Origin of the sequence: Streptomyces sp. NBC_01381, from assembly GCF_026340305.1 — a bacterium.
Lineage (GTDB): Bacteria > Actinomycetota > Actinomycetes > Streptomycetales > Streptomycetaceae > Streptomyces.
Window position 1 is genome coordinate 2,796,060 of sequence record NZ_JAPEPI010000001.1, and the last position, 18,156, is coordinate 2,814,215.

At 70.6% G+C, this 18,156-nt stretch carries 17 protein-coding genes; 5 read left to right on the plus strand and 12 right to left on the minus strand.

The window, feature by feature from the left end:
- Positions 1-11: 11 nt before the first annotated feature.
- Positions 12-905, minus strand: coding sequence for a glycerophosphodiester phosphodiesterase (locus tag OG453_RS13215; protein WP_266867624.1), 894 nt, complete (start codon positions 903-905; stop codon positions 12-14).
- Between the two features lie 170 nt (positions 906-1,075).
- Between OG453_RS13215 and OG453_RS13220 the strand changes: the two genes are divergently transcribed.
- Positions 1,076-1,825: a bifunctional DNA primase/polymerase gene (locus tag OG453_RS13220; protein ID WP_266867626.1), complete on the plus strand. Its 750-nt coding sequence runs from the start codon at positions 1,076-1,078 to the stop codon at positions 1,823-1,825.
- A 26-nt stretch (positions 1,826-1,851) separates the two neighbouring features.
- Here the strand turns inward: OG453_RS13220 and OG453_RS13225 are convergent, their stop codons facing one another.
- From OG453_RS13225 to OG453_RS13255, 7 genes are all read right to left on the minus strand, one after another.
- The gene (locus OG453_RS13225) at positions 1,852-2,832 is read right to left on the minus strand and encodes a hypothetical protein (RefSeq protein WP_266867628.1); all 981 of its coding nucleotides are present in this window, start codon (positions 2,830-2,832) and stop codon (positions 1,852-1,854) included.
- Positions 2,833-3,101: 269 nt separating this feature from the next.
- On the minus strand, positions 3,102-3,950 hold the full coding sequence (gene efeU, locus OG453_RS13230; protein WP_266867630.1) for an iron uptake transporter permease EfeU: 849 nt from the start codon (positions 3,948-3,950) through the stop codon (positions 3,102-3,104).
- 17 nt (positions 3,951-3,967) lie between these two features.
- Entirely contained in the window at positions 3,968-5,248 is a 1,281-nt protein-coding gene (gene efeB / locus OG453_RS13235; protein ID WP_266867632.1) for an iron uptake transporter deferrochelatase/peroxidase subunit, read from the minus strand.
- 32 nt (positions 5,249-5,280) lie between these two features.
- Positions 5,281-6,447: an iron uptake system protein EfeO gene (gene efeO, locus OG453_RS13240; RefSeq protein ID WP_266867634.1), complete on the minus strand. Its 1,167-nt coding sequence runs from the start codon at positions 6,445-6,447 to the stop codon at positions 5,281-5,283.
- Between the two features lie 352 nt (positions 6,448-6,799).
- Positions 6,800-7,645, minus strand: coding sequence for a heme ABC transporter ATP-binding protein (locus OG453_RS13245; protein WP_266867636.1), 846 nt, complete (start codon positions 7,643-7,645; stop codon positions 6,800-6,802).
- Positions 7,642-8,727: an iron ABC transporter permease gene (locus OG453_RS13250; protein ID WP_266869845.1), complete on the minus strand. Its 1,086-nt coding sequence runs from the start codon at positions 8,725-8,727 to the stop codon at positions 7,642-7,644. The genes OG453_RS13245 and OG453_RS13250 overlap by 4 nt, the downstream gene beginning before the upstream one ends.
- A gap of 44 nt (positions 8,728-8,771) precedes the next feature.
- Positions 8,772-9,785 (minus strand): hemin ABC transporter substrate-binding protein, encoded by a 1,014-nt coding sequence (locus tag OG453_RS13255; protein ID WP_266867638.1) that lies wholly within the window; start codon positions 9,783-9,785, stop codon positions 8,772-8,774.
- A 135-nt stretch (positions 9,786-9,920) separates the two neighbouring features.
- Here OG453_RS13255 and OG453_RS13260 point away from each other — a divergent pair, with 135 nt between their 5' ends.
- From OG453_RS13260 to OG453_RS13270, 3 genes are all read left to right on the plus strand, one after another.
- Entirely contained in the window at positions 9,921-11,369 is a 1,449-nt protein-coding gene (locus tag OG453_RS13260; protein ID WP_266867640.1) for an HtaA domain-containing protein, read from the plus strand.
- Between the two features lie 61 nt (positions 11,370-11,430).
- On the plus strand, positions 11,431-12,960 hold the full coding sequence (locus tag OG453_RS13265) for an HtaA domain-containing protein (protein ID WP_266867642.1): 1,530 nt from the start codon (positions 11,431-11,433) through the stop codon (positions 12,958-12,960).
- Between the two features lie 33 nt (positions 12,961-12,993).
- Positions 12,994-13,653 (plus strand): PhzF family phenazine biosynthesis protein, encoded by a 660-nt coding sequence (locus tag OG453_RS13270; protein WP_266867643.1) that lies wholly within the window; start codon positions 12,994-12,996, stop codon positions 13,651-13,653.
- Positions 13,654-14,109: 456 nt separating this feature from the next.
- On the opposite strand, the gene OG453_RS13275 is transcribed toward OG453_RS13270, so the two are convergent.
- Both OG453_RS13275 and map read right to left on the minus strand, forming a co-directional pair.
- Positions 14,110-14,778, minus strand: coding sequence for a heme oxygenase (biliverdin-producing) (locus tag OG453_RS13275; RefSeq protein WP_266867645.1), 669 nt, complete (start codon positions 14,776-14,778; stop codon positions 14,110-14,112).
- A 138-nt stretch (positions 14,779-14,916) separates the two neighbouring features.
- Positions 14,917-15,774, minus strand: coding sequence for a type I methionyl aminopeptidase (gene map, locus OG453_RS13280; RefSeq protein ID WP_266867647.1), 858 nt, complete (start codon positions 15,772-15,774; stop codon positions 14,917-14,919).
- Between the two features lie 58 nt (positions 15,775-15,832).
- Here map and OG453_RS13285 point away from each other — a divergent pair, with 58 nt between their 5' ends.
- The gene (locus tag OG453_RS13285) at positions 15,833-16,060 is read left to right on the plus strand and encodes a hypothetical protein (protein ID WP_266867649.1); all 228 of its coding nucleotides are present in this window, start codon (positions 15,833-15,835) and stop codon (positions 16,058-16,060) included.
- A 140-nt stretch (positions 16,061-16,200) separates the two neighbouring features.
- On the opposite strand, the gene OG453_RS13290 is transcribed toward OG453_RS13285, so the two are convergent.
- On the minus strand, positions 16,201-17,472 hold the full coding sequence (locus tag OG453_RS13290; protein WP_266867651.1) for an MFS transporter: 1,272 nt from the start codon (positions 17,470-17,472) through the stop codon (positions 16,201-16,203).
- Positions 17,473-17,515: 43 nt separating this feature from the next.
- Entirely contained in the window at positions 17,516-18,118 is a 603-nt protein-coding gene (locus OG453_RS13295) for a hypothetical protein (RefSeq protein ID WP_266867653.1), read from the minus strand.
- Positions 18,119-18,156: the final 38 nt, after the last annotated feature.

The following is an 18,156-nucleotide window of genomic DNA, read 5'->3' on the forward strand; positions in this document are numbered from 1 at the left end:
GTCCGCCGCGGTCAGTCGGCCGGCCACCACCTCTGCAGGTCGGCGGCCCTCGCGGCCTTCCCGCCCTTCACCGGTGTCCGCGCGAGCAGGCCCGGCGCATCCGTGATCACGCCGTTGCAGCCGAGTCGCAGCGCCCGGTCGCGCTGCTTCGGGGTGGTCACCGTGTGCGCCCACACCCGCGGGACGCCGGAGTTGACCGCGCGGACCAGGTCGCGGTCGCGCGCCTTGTAGTCCACGTCCAGTACGTCCACGAAGCCCGCCCAGCGCTCGGGCCGGTCGCCGAGCATCTGCTTCTTGGTGCGCCACAGCTGCGCAAGCAGACCCATGCGGTGCGCGCGCAGCGCCACGGCCGGCTCGTTGGAGTTCACGAACACCGAGCGGGTCAGGCCACGCGCCCGGATCAGCGCGCCGAGCTTGCGCAGGCTGCGCGGGTCCTTCGCCTCCAGCATCAGCACGACCTGCCCGCCGAACCGGTCCAGGACCTCCGCGACCGTCGGCGGCCGCTCGGCGCGCCAGCTGCCGGGCAGCGCCCTGCCCGGCCGCAGCCGGACGTCCCGCCACTCCCGCCGGGTGAGCGCACGCACCGGTCCGGTGGACGTCGTCGTACGGTCCAGGGTCGCGTCGTGCATGGCGACCAGCGTGCCGTCGCGCAGCATCCGCGTATCGACGTCGATGACCTCGGCCGTGCCGCGCTCGTACGCCGCCACCAGGCCCGACATGCTGTTCTCCGGAACCTCCAGGGCGCCGCCCCGGTGTGCGGTGTAGACGACGCGGGGGAGCGCCTTCACCGTCAGCGGGCCACCGCCCCATTCCAGCGGGGCCAGCGGGCCGGTGGGTGCCGTGAGGGCCAGCGTGGTGAGGCTCGTGAGCCCCGTGAGTCCCGTGAGCACAGTCCTGGTGACCATGGCGAACACGGTAGGGGCGTATATCCCGTCTTCATGCGCAATGACGCGCGATGTCACCCTGCGCCTTGCATCACCCCTGCTACCCCGGATGTGGGCTCTGGCCCCCCGAGGCGCAGGATGGTGGGACCATGGGAGAGGCTTCTCGGCACAAGTGTGAGGTGAGGGGATAGATGGGCGCGGAGTTCGGCCGCCGTTCCGGCGGGCAGAGCAGGATTTCCCAGTGGCTTCGCCGCCGCCCCCGTCCGCAGGACGCGGACGCGACGGGCGACGCGGCGGAGCGCGAAGCGCTGCTCGTCGCCGCCGCGGGGGCAGGGTTTCCGCTCTCGCCCGCCGCGCACCCTTCCGCGTACCGATGTTCCTGCGACCGCATCGGATGTCCCACCCCCGCGCGGCACCCGCTCTCCTTCGCCTGGCAGACGCAGGCCACCACCGATCGTGCGCAGATCGAGCGATGGGCCAGGCACCAGCCGCAGGCCAACTTCATCACCGCCACGGGGATGGTGCACGACGTCCTCGACGTCCCGCTGGCCGCCGGACGCGCGGCCCTGGAGCGGCTGCTCGCCGAGGGCATCGACGTGGGGCCCGTCGCCGAGTCCGACGGTGTCATGGACGAGGGGCGGATGCTCTTCTTCACGCTCACCCGCGGCACCCCCGAGGACGAGGACGAGTGGTGGCCCTGCGAGCTGGACTGCCACCCCGAGACGACGAACGAACACCCGGGCTTCCGGTGGCACTGCCGCGGTTCGTACGTCCTGGTGCCGCCCGCGCGGCTGCCGGGTGATCTCGCGGTCCACTGGATCCGGGGTCCCGAGCACGCGCTGCCGGATCCGCTGACGCTGCTCGAGGCCCTCACGGACGAATGCGCCCGGGTCGCGGGCGAGCCCCAACACGACGTGGCCGCTTGGCCGTTGAGGGGCTGACACCCCCAACGGGCAGGCGCCCCCCGCTACTCGCCCTTGGCGCCCGTCAGGCCCTGGATGCGGCTCAGAAAGGCCACCGGCTCCGAGCCCGCCGGGTCGATGACGAGCTGGTTGGAGACGCGCTCCAGCGTCACCGACTGCTTGACCTCGCCCTTCAGCAAGGGCTTCACGTCGGCGTCGACGGTGAGGTTGACGCCCTTCGCGGCGGTCTGCTTCTCGTAGTGGTGCGTCGCGAAGAAGACCATCGCCCCGCCGTCCTTGGTCCGCAGACCCACCGGCGCGAACGTGCCGGCGTTCTGCGGCTCGTCGATGTACTGGACGGCGATGCCCCGGCGCTTGGTGTTCTTGTCGCGGAACGCCTTCCACGTCGACGTGTGATCGCCCGGCGCGAACGTGTCGCCGCCCGACTTCAGATACGTCACGTACTCCTCGCCGAGATTCCTCGGCGCCACCGCGAGACCCGACGCGCCCACCTCGACCGGCTCGGCCCAGCCGTCCTTGTCCTTCTTGAGCTCAGGGACCTTCCCCGGCGCCACCAGGTTCAGGTACGAGGCCTCCCACAGCTGGTCGGCACTGCCCCGCGTGAAGACCAGCAGCCAGCGCATGTCCTCCCGGCGATTGGCATGCGTATCGGCGACGAACCACCGGGGCCAGCCGGCCTTCTTGGGGATCGAGAACTTCACGTCCGTCAGCTCCAGCGGCACCTGCTTGGGATTGCCGCCCGGATGCTGGGCCCTCTTGGACTTCAGCCCCGCCTGATTGATCGCCCCCAGGGGGCCCGTGATCCGGGCCGCGTCCAGGGCCGGGTCGTACGCTTTGTCCGCCTTGTTGTACGCGGTGAGGAAATCCTTCAGTGCGCGATTCGCCTCGGCCTTGGTCGCCGCCGGGACGACTTCCCGCTCCCCGTGCACCGTCACGCACCCGCTCGCCGTCATCGACAAGGCGCTCACCACTGCCGCCGCCGTGGCCGGTCGGCTGAGACTGCGAAGCCTGCGCACGTTACTCATGGGTCCCTCCACCTACGCCCTTCCCGGCCCCGAACCCTACCGGGGCCGGGAAAAGCGTCGAAGGCGGGTCAGAGCTCCTGGAGAGAGAAGTCGTAGACCCAGCCGCGGGCGCTGGTGCGGGGCAGGTCGCCGTAGTACCAGCGGTTGCCGTGGCTGTTCACGGCGTTGTTGCTCGGACCCTTGCGGGCGGTGCCGCCGAGATTGCCCGGCGAGTGCCAGGACCGTCGCGCCGATCAGGCCGGCAACTGGCCTGGGACGGCAGGTCAGCCCTATTCCGGAGCTGTCGCTTTCTCCTTCACCGGGGTCTCGCGGCGGGTGGACCTCACCGGGGCGAAGAAGAACGCGAGCGTCGGGATCAGGTACAGCAGCCACACCGTGACCTGGGCGACCGTCGGGTCGGGCTGGAAGTTGAAGATGCCCTTCAGGAGCGTGCCGTACCAGCTGTCCGGAGGGATCGTCGCGCTGATGTCGAACGCCTTGTCCTGCAGGCCGCCGAGGAACTCCGCCTCCTGCAGGTCGTGCACGCCGTACGCGAGCACGCCCGCCGCCACGACCACCAGCATGGCGCCGGTCCAGGTGAAGAACTTCGCCAGGTTGATGCGGACCGTGCCCTTGTAGAACAGCCAGCCCAGCGCGATCGCGGTGGCAAGGCCAAGGAGCACGCCGATCAGCGGACCGGGCGTGCCGTCGCCCGATGCCCGCACCGAGGCCCACACGAACAGCGCGGTCTCCAGGCCCTCGCGGCCCACGGCGAGGAACGCCGTGGCGACCAGCGCACCCGTGCCCATCTGCAGGGCCGCGTCCAGCTTGCCGTGCAGCTCGGCCTTGAGATGACGGGCCGTACGCCGCATCCAGAAGACCATCCACGTCACGAGCGCCACGGCGAGGATCGACAGCGAACCGCCGAGCGCCTCCTGCGCCTTGAACGTCAGCTCCTGCGAACCGAAGGTCAGCGCGCAGCCGAAGCCGAACGCGATGGCGCACGCGGCACCGATGCCGATCCAGATGGGCCGCAGCGCGTCGCGGCGCTCCGTCTTCACCAGATAGGCGATGAGGATGCAGACGACCAGGCTGGCCTCAAGGCCTTCGCGCAGGCCGATCAGATAGTTGCCGAACATGATTCAGTCAGTTCCCCTCAGCTGAACAGTGCCCGGCCCCACCAGTCGTCCTTGTCGCGGACGCCCGGCGGGATCGCGAAGACCGCTGAACCCACGTGCTGGATGTACTCGTTGAGAACGTCGGCGCGCGCCAGGCTGCGCTGCACCGGAATGAAGCCCGTACGGACGTCCTTCTGGTACGCGAGGAAGAAGAGCCCCGCGTCCAGGCGGCCCAGGCCGTCGGTGCCGTCCGTGAAGGAGTAGCCGCGGCGCAGGATCGTCGCACCGTCGTTGCTGTCCGGATGCGCGAGCCGTACATGGGCCTCGGGCTTCATCGCCTTCAGGAACGGCTCGTCGTGCTCCTTGGCCTTGCCGACCGGGGCGCCCTCGCGCTTGTCGCGCCCGAAGATGTCCTCCTGCTCACCGAGCGGAGTACGGTCCCAGGTCTCGACGTTCATCCGGATACGGCGCGCGACGAGATACGAGCCGCCGGCCATCCACTCCGGTCCGTCCTTCTCGCCCACCCAGACATGCTTGGCGAGCGCGGAGTTGTCCTCGCCCGAGACATTGCGGGTGCCGTCCTTGAAGCCGAACAGATTGCGCGGCGTCTGCGCGCCCGGCGTCGTCGACGACGTCTTGCCGAAGCCGAGCTGCGACCAGCGCACCGCGACCTTGCCGAAGCCGATGCGGGCGAGATTGCGGATCGCGTGCACGGCGACCTGCGGGTCGTCCGCGCAGGCCTGTACGCAGATGTCGCCGCCGCCACGGGACTTGTCGAGGTTGTCGCCGGGGAACTTGGGCAGATCGACCAGGGCTTCGGGCCGCCGGTCCTTGAGCCCGAACTTCTCGAAGAGGCTCGGACCGAAGCCGATCGTGAGCGTGAGCCGGGACGGCTTGAGGCCGAGCGCCTCACCGGTGTCGTCCGGCGGCGCCTCGGCGAGACCGCCGTAGGCGCCCTCGCCGACCTCGTGCCCCGCCGTCATCCGTGCGGCGGCCTTCGTCCAGTCCTTGAGGAGCTGCACGAACTGCTCGCGGTCGTCCGTCTTCACGTCGAACGCGGCGAAGTGAAGCCGGTCCTGGACGGCGGTCGCGATGCCCGCCTGGTGCCTGCCGTGGAAGGCGACCGCGCCGCCCGCCGACGCCGCGGGCACGGTCTCGTCACCGGACCGCCCCACCGCCACCGCGCCGCCCGTGACAGCGGCACCGAGCGCGAGCCCGGCGCCGCCCCAGCCGAGGAGCGAACGCCGGGAAGGGGAGGCGGAGTTGGTGTCCTCGTCCGGTATGGACGCACCGTCGGTGCCGCTCGTGATCTCAGTCATCCCTCGGTTCCCCCTTGCCTCTGCCCTTGCCTCTACTTGGACTTGCCGACGACTGCGGCGGCCAGCTTCGACAGCGGCTCCGCGAGGGCGTTGACGCCGTTCTGCAGCTCCTTGACGTCGGCCTTGCCGAGCTTCTCGTACGACTTGAAGGTGTACGAGTCCTTGCCGCCGCCCGTGCGGTACTTGCCGAGCAGTTTGTCCAGGGCCGCGAACTGCTTGTCGAGCTCCTTGGTGAGCGCCGGGTCGTTCTCGGACGCGACGGCCTTCAGCAGTCCGTACGCCTTCTCCGCACCCTCGACGTTCGCCTTGAAGTCGACGAGGTCGGTGTGCGAGTAGCGCTCCTCCTCGCCGGTGACCTTGCCGGTGGCGACCTCGTCGAGGAGCTCCTTGGCGCCGTTGGCCATGGAGGTCGGGGTGATCACGGCCTTGCCGACACGGTTCTGCCAGTCCTTGAGGTCCTTGTCCAGCTGGGTGGCGAGCTCCTTGTCCCGCTCGCCGATCTTCTTGTCCTGCCACAGGGACCGCTCCAGACGGTGCCAGCCCGTCCAGTCCTTCTCCAGGTCCTGGCCCTCCTCCAGGCCGTCCTCGCGGAGGTCGACCTTCGGGTCGATGTCACCGAAGGACTCGGCGACGGGCTCGGTGCGCTCCCAGCCGATGCGGGAGTTGGCGTACGTCTTCTTCGCGGCCTCGATGTCGCCCTTGCGGACGGCGTCGGTGAAGAGCTTCACCTTGGGCAGCGTCGCGTCGGCCTGCTCCTGCGCGTAGGCGCGGTAGTCGGCGACGGCCTTGTCCAGGCGCGGGTCGCGCTTGACGGCCTTGCCGCCGCTGACGGTGACCTTCTGGCGGATGCCGTCGCCCTTCATGCCGGGCTTGCAGGCGATCTGGTACGAACCGGACTTCACCTCGGCGGTCAGCTTCTGCTTGGTGCCGGGGCCGATGTTCTCGCGCTCGCTGACGATGCGGTCGTCGGGGAAGAGGAGGTAGACCTCGGTGACCTTGGAGCCCTTGTTCTCGATGGCGAGCTCGACGTGCCCGGCGGAGAGCTTGGTCTTGGAGACCTCGCACTTGTCGTCGGTGGCGGTCACCTCGACGGTGTTCCCGCCGCCCTTGGCGTCGCTTTTCTCGGTGCAGCCCGTGACGGCGGTGAGCGCTGCCGCTGCGGCGATGGCAGTGGCGGCGGAGAGGCGGACGGGGCGCATAGGGGCTCCAAGGCGGGGTTCACGGACGATTCCGGCACGGCATGCCGGTGAGGCGGACCTAACTTAACTGAGCCTTACCTGGTCGATACCCAGCCGTTCCGTGATTCACCTCTCAGTGTTCGGCGGTGCTTACGGGGGTGTCACGGTGGGGTGATGGGCGCTTCATGGGGTGGCAAAGTGCGGGTCAAGGAGTTGGATCACCGGCTCCGCCGAGTTCGTCCTCAAACGCCGGACGGGCTGGATAGATCCAGCCCGTCCGGCGTTTGAGGACATCTTGTACGGGGGTCCAGGGGGCGGAGCCCCATGGTTTCGGGAAGGGGCGGGATTGGGGAAAGCCCCGCAGGGCCCGCCCTCAGCCCCGCACCGGGGTCACGAGCGGAGCCCCCGTACGGGGATGCGGGAACACCTCCACCGGCTGGCGGTAGACCTTGCTCAGGAGCTCCCCGGTGAACGCCTCACCCGGAGGGCCCTCCGCGGCCACCGCCCCGCCGCGCAACACCACCGCCCGGTCCGCGTACGCCGCCGCAAGCCCCAGGTCGTGCAGGACCACGACCACCGCGTCCCCCGCGGCGGCCCGCTCCCGGCAGATCCGCAGGACCAGCTCCTGGTGGCGAAGATCCAGCGCCGCGGTCGGCTCGTCGAGCAGAAGGAGCGGTGCCCGCTGGGCCAGGACCCGGGCCAGCGCGACCCGCGCCCGCTCGCCCCCGCTCAGCGCGGAGAAGGAACGGGCGGCGAACTCGCCGACCTCCGTCGCGGCCATCGCCTCATGTACGGCACGGTCGTCGTCGTCCTCCAGGGCCGTCCCCGCCCAGGGCGCGCGCCCCATGCGGACGACGTCCTCCACCGCGAACGGAAAGGACAGCGCGGCCGCCTGCGGCAACACCGCACGCCGCAGGGCGAGTTCACGGGCCGGCCACTGGGCGACCGGGCGCCCGCAGACGCGCACGCTGCCCTCGTCCGCAGCGATGTCTGCCGCCAGGGCCGCCAACAGGGTTGATTTACCCGCCCCGTTGGGCCCGACGAGGGCCAGCACCTCACCCGCCCGCGCAGTGAGGGACACCCCGGCGAGCACCTCGCGCCCCCCGAGCCGCACCCGCAGGTCCGAAACCTCCGCGAGCGCATCACCGGGGGAGACCGGCCCCGGCAGGACGCGCCCGCCGCCGGAGGAGAACAGCCGGTGGGTGATCCGCCCGATCATGCCCAACCCCCTTGCCTGCGACGGGTCCTGCGCAACAGCCAGAAGAAGAACGGGCTGCCGAAGAGCGCCGTGAGCACCCCCAGCGGCAGCTCGGCCGGCGCCGCGACCGTACGCGCCGCCAGGTCCGCGCCGACCAGCACCACCGCCCCGCCCAGCGCACTGCCCGGCACCAGGAAGCGGTGCCCGGGGCCCGCCGCCATCCGCAGCAGATGCGGCACGAGCAGACCCACGAACGTGATGATCCCGGCGACGGCCACCGCGGCCGCGGTCAGCAGCGCCACCACGAGAACCAGCACGAGCCGCAGCCGCTCGACGTCGACCCCCAGATGCCGCGCGGGCCGCTCGCCGAGCGCGAGGAGGTCCAACTTCCGTGCGTACAGCGGCGCGACGGCAAGTCCGGCCACCGCGCACGGCAGCACGGCGAGCACCTTCGGCCAGGTCGCACCGGCGAGCGAGCCGAGCTGCCAGAACGTGATCTGGGTGATCTGCGCGTTGTCCGCGAAGAAGATGCAGAGCCCGATCAGCGCCCCCGCGAACGCGTTCACGGCGATCCCGGTGAGAATGAGCGTGACGACCTCCGTACGCCCGCCGTCGCGCGAGAGCACGTACACGAGAAGGACGGTCGCGAGCCCGGCGACGAACGCGCACACCGTCACCGTCCAGTTCCCGAAGAAGCTGAGGCCGAGCGCGATCGACGCGACGGCGCCGACGGCCGCGCCCGCCGAGATCCCGATGACCCCGGGCTCGGCGAGCGGATTCCCGAACACGCCCTGCATCAGCGCCCCGGCGCACCCCAGCGACCCCCCGACCAGCAGGGCGAGCGTCACGCGTGGCAGCCGCACGTTCCACAGCACGCTCTCCCCGACCCGGTCGAGCGCACTCCCGCCGAGCCCCATCCGATGCCGGACCGAACTGAGTACGTCCCCGAGCGGGATGTCGTACGCACCGATTCCGGCGGAGAGGAGGCAGAGGAGGACGAGGGCGCCGACGAGACCGAGGGTCAGGAGGAAGGGCGCGCTGCGCTTGGAGGTCCCGCCTTCGTTGTGGGCAGGCGTTCCGCACGGCGGAACGGGTGGGCACAACGCCTTACCGCCGGGCGCGGATGAAGCGGCCTTGGAGGTAACCGTCACTTCTCTGCGCCCCCGTACAACTGCCCCACCAGAGACTTCAGGACCTCATCCGTCCGAGGCCCATAGTTCAAAAGCACCCCGTCGTCGATCGAGACGACACGGCGGTCGAGCCCCGCGGGGGTCTCGGCGACGCCCGGGATCTTGAGCAGCCCGTCCACGCCGTCCACCGATTCAAGCCCCTTGGACATCACAAGAATCGCGTCCGGCGCCGCCTCGGCCAACGCCTCGCTGGTGATCGCGGTGAAGTCCTTCTTCAGGCCTGACGCCTTGCCCGCGTCGACCGCGCCCGCCGCCTCCAGGAGCGAACTCGCCCCCGACTCGCGCCCGCCGAGCAGATAGACGGAGGCGGACCCGCGCAGATACAGGAAGGCCACGCGCGGCTTCTCGGTGCGGGCGGACGCGGGGATGGACTTCCGCACCGCCGAAATCCGCTTCTCCGTACGGGACTTCAGCTCGTCGCCCGCCTTCTTCACGCCCAGGGCCTTGGCCACCGCGTCGATCCGCGGGCCCACGTCGTCGAGGCTCTTCGCCGGGTCGAGGACGACCAGCGGGATGCCCGCGTCACGGATCTGGTCGATCGCCTCGGCCGGGCCCGTGGAGGTGTCCGCGAGGACGACCGTCGGCTTCAGGGAGAGCACGCTCTCCGCCGAGACGTCGTGCGCACGTGTCACCACCGGCAGCTTCTCGGCCTGCTCGAAGGTCGCGGTGATGTCGCGGGCCACGACGTTCTTGCCGAGGCCGAGCGTGAACACGATCTCGCTCAGGCTGCCGGTGAGCGGCACGATCCGGCTGGTGTCCTTGACGGTGACCTTCTTGCCGTCGGCCGACGTGACAGTGGCGGGGAGCACGGGGTCGGGGCGGGACTTCAGGGGCTCGACCCGGTCGGGCGCGGAGGCCGTCTTCGCCTTCGGGGACGTGGCGCCACCGTCGTCCGACGATGATCCACAGCCCGTGAGGGCCAGGGCGAGAACGGCGGTCCACGCACCGGCGATACGGAGTGGGCGCGGCATGCGAAGCACCGAATTCCACCGTCCTGTCGTGTTGTTGAGCCGGCCGAGATCCGGGTGGCCGGGGTTGGGGGTTCCAGCCGGAGTGATCGTAGTTTAGGTTAGCCTTACCTCATTAGCCACACTCGGAGGGGTCCCATGTCGTCGTCAAGACAGACGCGAGCCATCGCCCGCGCCGGAGCCGTGGCGGTGCTCACCGCGCTCGTCGCGGCGCTGCTTCCCGCGGCCGCCGCGCACGCGGAGAGCCGCACGGTCCAGGGCGGACGGCTCGACTGGGGCATCAAATCCTCCTTCCAGAGTTACGTGACCGGGCCGATCGCCCAGGGGAGTTCGACGCTGCAGGGCGGCGCGGCCACGGTCGGCGGCAGCCAGTTCCGCTTCCATTCGGCCAAGGGGTCGTACGACCCGGACAGCGGGGCCTTCACCGCCGGGTTCTCCGGCGGAGTGCACTTCCTGGGGCACAAGAAGGGCGGCTCGTACGAGCTGGACCTCACCATCAGCAACCCCACCGTCAAGATCTCCGGCGGCTCCGGCACGCTCCACGCCGACATGGTCAGCAAGGAGAAGGGCACGGGCAAGGTCACGACCAACGCCCAGGTGCCGCTCGCGACCCTCGGCATGTCCGGCATCGACATGTTGGGCGGCTCGGGCCCGATCGCCCTCAACAACCTTCCCGCGACGCTCACTTCACAGGGGGCGAAGGCCTTCGCCGGGTACTACACGGCGGGCACCGAGCTCGACCGGGTGAGCCTGTCGACGGACCTCGCGGCGAAGTCCGGCTCCGACAAGCCGTCGAAGAAGCCGTCGCCGAAGCCCTCGGAGTCCGAGAAGAAGACGAAGGCGGGCCGCGTCGAGGACGCCGCCGTCGACTGGGGCGTGCGCCGCACCTTCCGGGAGTACGTCACCGGATCCATCGCCAAGGGCGAGTGGAAACTGTCCGCCGGGGCGCAGGACGGCGGCGCGTACTTCCGCTTCGCCGAGGGCGAGGGAACGTACGACAAGAAGAAGCAGACCCTCGACGTGGACTTCGCGGGGACGGTGCGCTTCACCGGCGCGCACGGCCTCGACCTCGCGCTGAGCAAGGTCGCCGTCGAGGTGAAGGACGGCAAGGGCACGCTCCTCGCGGACGTCGACAGCAAGGGCGACAAGGGCGTCACGCTGAAGAAGGCCCCGCTGGTCACCTTCGCGGCCGGGGAGCTGAAGCCGAAGGACGGCCTCGTCTCCCTCACCGAGGTGCCGACGAAGCTCACCGGCGACGGTGCGAAGGCCTTCGGGTCCATGTACAAGGCGGGCTCCGCGATGGACCCGCTGTCGCTCGCCGTCGCCCTCGACGCCGACGCGAAGCTGCCCGCGCTGCCGGACCTCGGCTCGTCCGCGAGCCCGACGCCGCAGCCGAAGAGGGCGACCGGGCCGAAGACACAGAACGCCGCCGACTCGGCCGACTCCTCATCGCCCGCCGTGCCGATCGGCGTGGGCGCGGGCGCGGCACTGCTGCTCGCCGCGGCGGTCGCGTTCGGCGTCGTACGCAAGAAGCGCGCGGCGTCAGGCGCCGACGCGTCGACGGACACCACCGGCTCCGATTCCTGACCCTTCCGGGTCACCCACCCCAGCTCACTTCCTCACCCGTCTCTCAAGGAGAAGACCGACCATGGCCGCCATTCGTCGTCCCATAACCCTCGCCGCAGCCGTCGCGACCGCCGTCACGCTCGGCGCGACCGCCCTCACCCTTCCCGCGCTCGCCGCCGACGGCGGCGCAGCAGCGGCGCCGCAGGTCGAGCTCAAGGACGGCACGCTGGACTGGGGCTTCAAGGAGTCCTTCCGCAAGTACGTCACGGGCATGGCCATGGGCAAGATCGAGGCCACGGACGGCGCCAAGCAGGCGGCGGACAACGGGGTGTTCACCTTCACCGACGGCACGGGGACGTACGACACCGGGACGCACGCCACCGACACCGCCTTCAAGGGCGCGGTCCGCTTCTCCTCCACGGCGCACGGCTTCGACATCAAGATGTCCGACGTGAAGGTCCGCACCGAGGGCACGGGCGGCGCCATCCAGGCCGACGTCAGCCTCAACGGCACCGCCCAGAACGACATCGACCTCGCCAAGCTCGACCTGACCGGCATCAAGCCCGGCCAGGGCGAGGGCGGCGCGATGACGTTCAAGGACATCCCGGCGACGCTGACGGCGGACGGCGCCAAGGCGTTCAACGGCATGTACAAGGAGGGCGACAAGCTCGACCCGGCCACCCTGACGGTGAAGGCGGCCGGCGCCCCGACGGAGAAGCCGACCGAGACGCCGAAGCCGACGGACAAGCCCACGGAAACCCCGAAGCCGACGGAGAAGCCTTCCGAGACCCCGAAGCCGACGGACAAGCCGACCGCGACCCCGAAGCCGACCACCACGTCCGACGCCGAGGCGCCCGCGGGCAAGGTCTACGACGGCTCGCTCGCCTGGGGCGTCAAGGAGTCCTTCCGCCGCTACATCGAGTCCGGCGGCGGCGCCACGCTCTCCGGCGGCGCCGAGAAGAACGACAACGGCTACGACTTCCCTTACGCCAAGGCCGACTTGGACGCCGACGCCAAGAAGCTGACCGCGTCCTTCGGCGGCGCCGTCCGCTTCGCGTACAAGGCGCACGGCATCGACATGAAGTTCAGCGACATCAAGGTCGCGGCGGACGGCGCCAAGGGCACGCTGACCGTGGACGTCACCACGCCCAAGGGCACCAACGACGACGTGAAGTTCGCGACGCTGGACCTCTCCAAGGCCTCGTACGAGGCGAAGGACGACGTCGTGCTGCTCGACAAGATCCCGGCGGCGTTCACGGCGGCGGGCGCGAAGCAGTTCGCCAACGAGACGACGGGCTCCATGTACAAGGAGGGCGACGCGATCGACCCGGTCACGGTGGCGCTCTCGGTCGCCGACGGTGCCGAGCTGCCGGGCGGCAGCGGCGGCAGTGGCGGCTCCACCGGTGGTGGCGGCTCGACCGGCTCCGGTTCCACCGGCGGGGGTTCGGCCTCGGCCTCGCTGGGCGGCGGCGGTTCGGTCGGCGGGGGTACGGGGGGCTCGCTGGCGTCCACCGGTTCGTCGACGCCGACCGGTGCGCTGATCGGCGTGGCCGGGGCGGTCGTCGTGGCAGGCGCGGGGGCGGTGTACGTGGCGAGGCGCCGCGTTTCCTGAGAAGGCTTCAACTGAGGATGCTTCAATGCCCGAATGACGGAACTTCCTGACGGCATTGACGTACTGAGGGTCTTCTGCGGGCCCGACGGTCGGCACGGCAATGAACTGGGTGTCGTGCGCGACGGGGCCCGCGTGGCCGCTCGCGGTGACCGGCAGGCGGTGGCCGCGAAGCTGGGCTTCAGCGAGACGGTGTTCGTCGATGACCCCGAGCGCGGGGTCATCGACATCTACACGCCCACGCTGCGGCTGCCGTTCGCGGGCCATCCGTGCGTCGGTACGTCCTGGCTGTTGGACATCCCCGAACTGGTCACGCCCGCGGGGGTGGTGGAGGCCCGCCAGGACGGGGAGTTCAACTGGATCGCGGCGCGGGCGGAATGGGCGCCGGTGCGGACGCTGCGTTCTTACGGGAGCGTGGCCGAGGTGGAGGCGCTGCGGGTGCCGCCGCCGGGGGAGTGGATCTACGCGTGGGCGTGGCAGGACGAGGCGGCGGGGCGGGTTCGCGCCCGCGCCTTTCCCGGCAGGGACGACGGGATCGACGAGGACGAGGCCACGGGGGCGGCGGCGTTGCTGCTGACGCATCAGCTGGGGCGGGCGCTGAACATCACGCAGGGGCGTGGCTCGCAACTTCTGACTGCGCCGGGGCCGGGGGGTCTGATCGAGGTGGGGGGTCGGGTGCGGCTCGTCTCGGGCTGAGGTCTGCCTCCGGCGGTCCTTTCCCCAACCCTGCCCCTACCCGAATCTCTTCCGGCTCCGCCGGCCGCGAGGTGGCCGTCAATCACCGGCTCCGCCGAGTTCGTCCTCAAACGCCGGACGGGCTGAAAGGTCCGCAGCCGGGCTGGAAGACCTACTGACGGGGTGGGCGGGCAACTTCGGGGCAATCGGGTGGGTGGGCGGGAAAGCTTTCGCCGCGAAGCGGCGGTACGGCGGCGCGGCCGACGACGGCGCGTGGGCAGACCGGGGCCGCTGCGGGGCAATCGGGCGGGTGCGCGGGAAAGATCGCCGCGAAGCGGCGGTATGGCGGTGCGGCCGTCAACGGTGCGTCGGCAGGTTGGAAGCGCTGCCGGGTAATCGGGTGGGTGGGCGGGAAAGATCCGCCGCGAAGCGGCGGGCTTGAGCGGGGTCTGGGGCGGAGCCCCAGGGCGGTGCCGCCTACGCCGAGAGTGGGAACTCCTGGCCCAGTTCGCGGAAGACCGCCGTATTCAAAGCGAAAGCGCGCTTGCATTCGTCAACGATCCGCTGCCGCTCCAACTCGTCAGGGACGACCTCCCCGAGCGCGTCAAGCAGTTCCCGGTACCCCCGCTTGAACGCCGCCGGGTTGGAGATGTCCTCGAAGACGTAGAAGCGGACGCCATCACCCTTGCGGGCGAAGCCCCATGCCTGTTCCGCTTTGCCGCGGATGATCTGGCCGCCGGAGAGATCGCCGAGATAGCGGGTGTAGTGGTGGGCCACGTAACCGCCGGGCCAGGTCCGCGCGCATTCGGCCACCCGCGCCGCGTACGCCGCCGTGGCGGGCAGCGGCGTGAGGCCCTCGCGCCAGTCCGCGCCCCGCAGATGCGCGAGGTCCCGCTCCAGCTCGGTCACGCGCAGCAGCTCGGGCTGTATGAACGGGCCCGCGACCGGGTCGTCCCGCAGGGCCTGCGCGGCGTCCTCCAGGGCGCGGTACACGAACCACAGCTGCTCGGTGTAGCGCGCGTACGCGTCGACGCCCAGTTTGCCGCCGAGCAGGTCGCTCATGAACGTCGAGGTCTCCGCCTCCGTGTGCTGCTCGTGCGAGGCGGTGCGGATCACCGTGGAGAAGGGCGTGGACGGCGTATCCATGAGGGACCTCCGAAGCCGAGGAATGACGGGAACCAGCGCGACCGCTACCGATGATTCAGGTTAGGCTTACCTAAGTCAACTGGTTCCCGACGTCCTGTCGGTAAAAACGCTACCCGCTCAGAGCCCGGGGATGCGTGTTCAGGGAAGCGTCAGGATCTCCGTCCCGCTGTCCGTCACCACGAGCGTGTGCTCGAACTGCGCGGTCCGCTTGCGGTCCTTCGTCACGACGGTCCAGCCGTCGTCCCACATGTCGTAGTCGTGCGTGCCAAGGGTCAGCATCGGCTCGATGGTGAACGTCATGCCGGGCTGGATCACGGTCGTGGCGTGCGGGCTGTCGTAGTGCGGGACGATCAGGCCGGAGTGGAAGGACGTGTTGATGCCGTGGCCGGTGAAGTCACGGACGACGCCGTAGCCGAAGCGCTTGGCGTACGACTCGATGACACGGCCGATGATGTTGATCTGGCGGCCGGGCTTGACCGCCTTGATGGCGCGGTTGAGGGACTCGCGGGTCCGCTCCACGAGCAGCGTGGACTCCTCGTCGACGTCGCCGACCAGGTATGTGGCGTTGTTGTCGCCGTGCACGCCGCCGATGTAGGCCGTCACGTCGAGGTTGATGATGTCGCCGTCCTTGAGGACGGTGGAGTCCGGGATGCCGTGACAGATGACCTCGTTGACCGAGGTGCACAGCGACTTCTGGAAGCCGCGGTAGCCGAGCGTGGAGGGGTAGGCGCCGTGGTCGCACATGTACTCGTGCGCGACACGGTCCAGCTCGTCGGTGGTGACACCGGGGGCGATGTGCTTGGCGGCCTCGGCCATCGCGCGCGCGGCGATACGGCCCGCGGTGCGCATCAGCTCGATGGTCTCGGGGGTCTGCACCTCGGGCCCCGTGTACGGGGTGGGCGAGGGTTTCCCCACGTACTCCGGGCGCCTGATGTTTCCCGGAACGGGGCGGATGGGGGAGAGCTCCCCTGGGACGAGCAGTGACTGGCCAGACATGCCAGCGAGTCTAACCAGGCGGTGTGGGGCAGCATGGCGGGAGAGAGAGGAGCAGACCATGCCTCTGTTCAAGAAGCGGACTGTCGGCAAACCGGGTGAGTGGTACTACTGCCTGGAGCATCAGCGGGTCGAGGAGGGTCCCGACTGCCCGGGCAAGGACCGCTTCGGTCCTTACGACTCCCGGGAGGAGGCGGAGCGGGCGATGCAGACCGCCGCCGAGCGGAACCTGGAGTGGGAGACGGACCCCAAGTGGCATGACGCCCCCTCCCGTGAGGGCGAGGACTAGTCGGTTTCGCCGCTCCGCGGCGGGTTTCCCGCCCGCCCATTACCCCGTGGCTGAATGGGTGGGCGGGCGGGAAACGCCGCGGAGCGGCGGAAGGCGGTGCGCCCGCCGCGGGGCGCCGGGAAGCCCCGTCCGGCAAAGCCCTACGGCGTGGCAGACAGCTTCCGGCGGCGCATCGCGTCCGCGTCCGTGCTCGCGTCGTACGACACCAGCTTCGGCAGCGCCGCGGTCAGCGCCCCCACCGCCGCCACGCAGGCAAGACCGCCCGACCAGACGGCAGTCCGCGTACCCGTCCAGCCGGCGGCGGCCCCCGCGCGGACCTGGCCCAGCTGGGGGCCCACGCTGTAGGAGAGGACCTCGATGCCGGCGAGCCTGCCCCGCAGCTCGTCCGGGATCGTCTGGTTCCAGATGGTGGAGCGGCCGAGCCCGCTCAGCATGTCGCCCGCACCCGCCAGGGCGAGGCACACAAGCACCAGCCACACATTCGAGAACCATCCGGCGGCCGTGATCGCGAGCCCCCAGCCCGCCGCCCCGAACACGACGAGCAGCCCGTGCCGCCGCACCCGTGACGTCCACCCGCTGGTCAGGCTGAGCAGCAGCGAACCGATCGCCCCGGCCGCGTACATCAGACCAAGGGACCACTCCGCGTCAAGATCCTCCGCGAGGAACGGGAAGATCGTGTTCGGGAAGGCGAAGAACATCGCCGCCATGTCGATCGCGTACGTCCCGAGCAGCACCGGCCGCGACGACGCGTACCGCGCACCCTCCGCCAGGCCCCGCAGCGACGGCTTCTCCGCGTCGTGCGCGGCGGGCGCAGGCGCGATGCGGGTGCACAGGGCCACGGAGACGGCGAAGCCGACGACCGTCACCGCGTACGCGGACGCGTGCCCGGCGAACGCCACGACCAGGCCCGCAAGCGAAGGGCCCGCGATCGCGCCGACGTTCCAGCGCAGCGAGTTCAGCGCGGCCGCCGCCGTGAGCTGGTCGTGCGGCACGATGCGGGCCATCAGCGAGTCCAGTGCCGGGCGCTGGAGGCCCGCGAGCGCCGATACGCCCGCCGCCACGACGTACAGGGGCCACAGCATCGGCTCCGGCAGCAGCGCGTTCACCAAGAGGATCGCGGCGAGCAGGCCGAGGCCCGCCTCCGTCAGAAGGATCACCTTGCGGCGGTCCACGGCGTCGGCGAGCGCACCCCCGTACAGACCGAAGACGATCAGCGGCACCAGCTCGACCGCTCCCATCGCACCGACCGCGAGCGGCGAGTCCGTCAGCTCCTTGATCTGCAACGGCAGGGCGACCAGCGCCATGAAGCTGCCGAAGTTGGTGACGAGACCCTGGACCCACAGCAGCCGGAAATCACGGGTGGATCGCCACGGCGAGAGGTCGGGCAGTATCGAGGAGGAGGAGAGGGACACGGAAAGCCATGCTCAGCGCCTGGCCCGCGTCCCGGCAACCGAATTACCACCGCGCCGGCGGCGGCGCCGTCAGCTGGTCGGCGAGGCGGGAGAGACGGTCGCGCAGCCGGCGCCTGCCCCGCGCCGCAGGCAGCGAGTTCTCGCCGGACGCCGCGCTCACCAGGTGCTGGACCGTGTCGAGGTCAAGCTCGGGGGAGTCCGGGACGGTCAGCGCCTCGTGCGCCATGGAGTGCAGCTCGCGGTCCCCGGAGTCGAGCGCGAGGACCGTCGCCCCCGCCGCCCGTGCGTCGTGCACCCGTTCAAGGAGCCCCGCGCCCGGCGCATCCGGCGCCACCACGAGCAGCGTCTCGCCGCGCCGCGCCGCCTCGATCCGCCCGAGCCCGGTGGACAGGTGGGCGGGGTCGCCCGCCCGCACCCGGTGCCGCACGAGCGTGGGCGTCAGTTCGGGCGTCCCGGACCACGCCGCCTCGTCCACGAGATGCGCGGCCAGATGCCAGGGCTCGTACTCCTCCGTGCCCACCAGGAGCAGCCCGCCGCCGTGCGGCACCACGGAGGACCGCAGCGTCTTCGCGAAGCGGCGGGTGGCGCTCGGCCACTCGGTTCCGGCGAGCACTTCGCGCAGCAGCGCGACCCTTACTGCGTCCATGAGGCCGCATCCTGCCCCAACAAGCCACTCGTCAGGTG

Coding starts and splice junctions, on each gene's coding strand:
- OG453_RS13260 (WP_266867640.1), top strand. CDS start 9,921: ATGTCGTCGTCAAGACAGACGCGAGCCATCGCCCGCGCCGGAGCCGTG.
- OG453_RS13275 (WP_266867645.1), bottom strand. CDS start 14,778: ATGGATACGCCGTCCACGCCCTTCTCCACGGTGATCCGCACCGCCTCG.
- OG453_RS13245 (WP_266867636.1), bottom strand. CDS start 7,645: ATGATCGGGCGGATCACCCACCGGCTGTTCTCCTCCGGCGGCGGGCGC.
- OG453_RS13255 (WP_266867638.1), bottom strand. CDS start 9,785: ATGCCGCGCCCACTCCGTATCGCCGGTGCGTGGACCGCCGTTCTCGCC.
- map (WP_266867647.1), bottom strand. CDS start 15,774: ATGTCTGGCCAGTCACTGCTCGTCCCAGGGGAGCTCTCCCCCATCCGC.
- OG453_RS13295 (WP_266867653.1), bottom strand. CDS start 18,118: ATGGACGCAGTAAGGGTCGCGCTGCTGCGCGAAGTGCTCGCCGGAACC.
- OG453_RS13265 (WP_266867642.1), top strand. CDS start 11,431: ATGGCCGCCATTCGTCGTCCCATAACCCTCGCCGCAGCCGTCGCGACC.
- efeO (WP_266867634.1), bottom strand. CDS start 6,447: ATGCGCCCCGTCCGCCTCTCCGCCGCCACTGCCATCGCCGCAGCGGCA.
- OG453_RS13285 (WP_266867649.1), top strand. CDS start 15,833: ATGCCTCTGTTCAAGAAGCGGACTGTCGGCAAACCGGGTGAGTGGTAC.
- OG453_RS13270 (WP_266867643.1), top strand. CDS start 12,994: ATGACGGAACTTCCTGACGGCATTGACGTACTGAGGGTCTTCTGCGGG.
- efeB (WP_266867632.1), bottom strand. CDS start 5,248: ATGACTGAGATCACGAGCGGCACCGACGGTGCGTCCATACCGGACGAG.
- OG453_RS13220 (WP_266867626.1), top strand. CDS start 1,076: ATGGGCGCGGAGTTCGGCCGCCGTTCCGGCGGGCAGAGCAGGATTTCC.
- OG453_RS13225 (WP_266867628.1), bottom strand. CDS start 2,832: ATGAGTAACGTGCGCAGGCTTCGCAGTCTCAGCCGACCGGCCACGGCG.
- efeU (WP_266867630.1), bottom strand. CDS start 3,950: ATGTTCGGCAACTATCTGATCGGCCTGCGCGAAGGCCTTGAGGCCAGC.
- OG453_RS13215 (WP_266867624.1), bottom strand. CDS start 905: ATGGTCACCAGGACTGTGCTCACGGGACTCACGGGGCTCACGAGCCTC.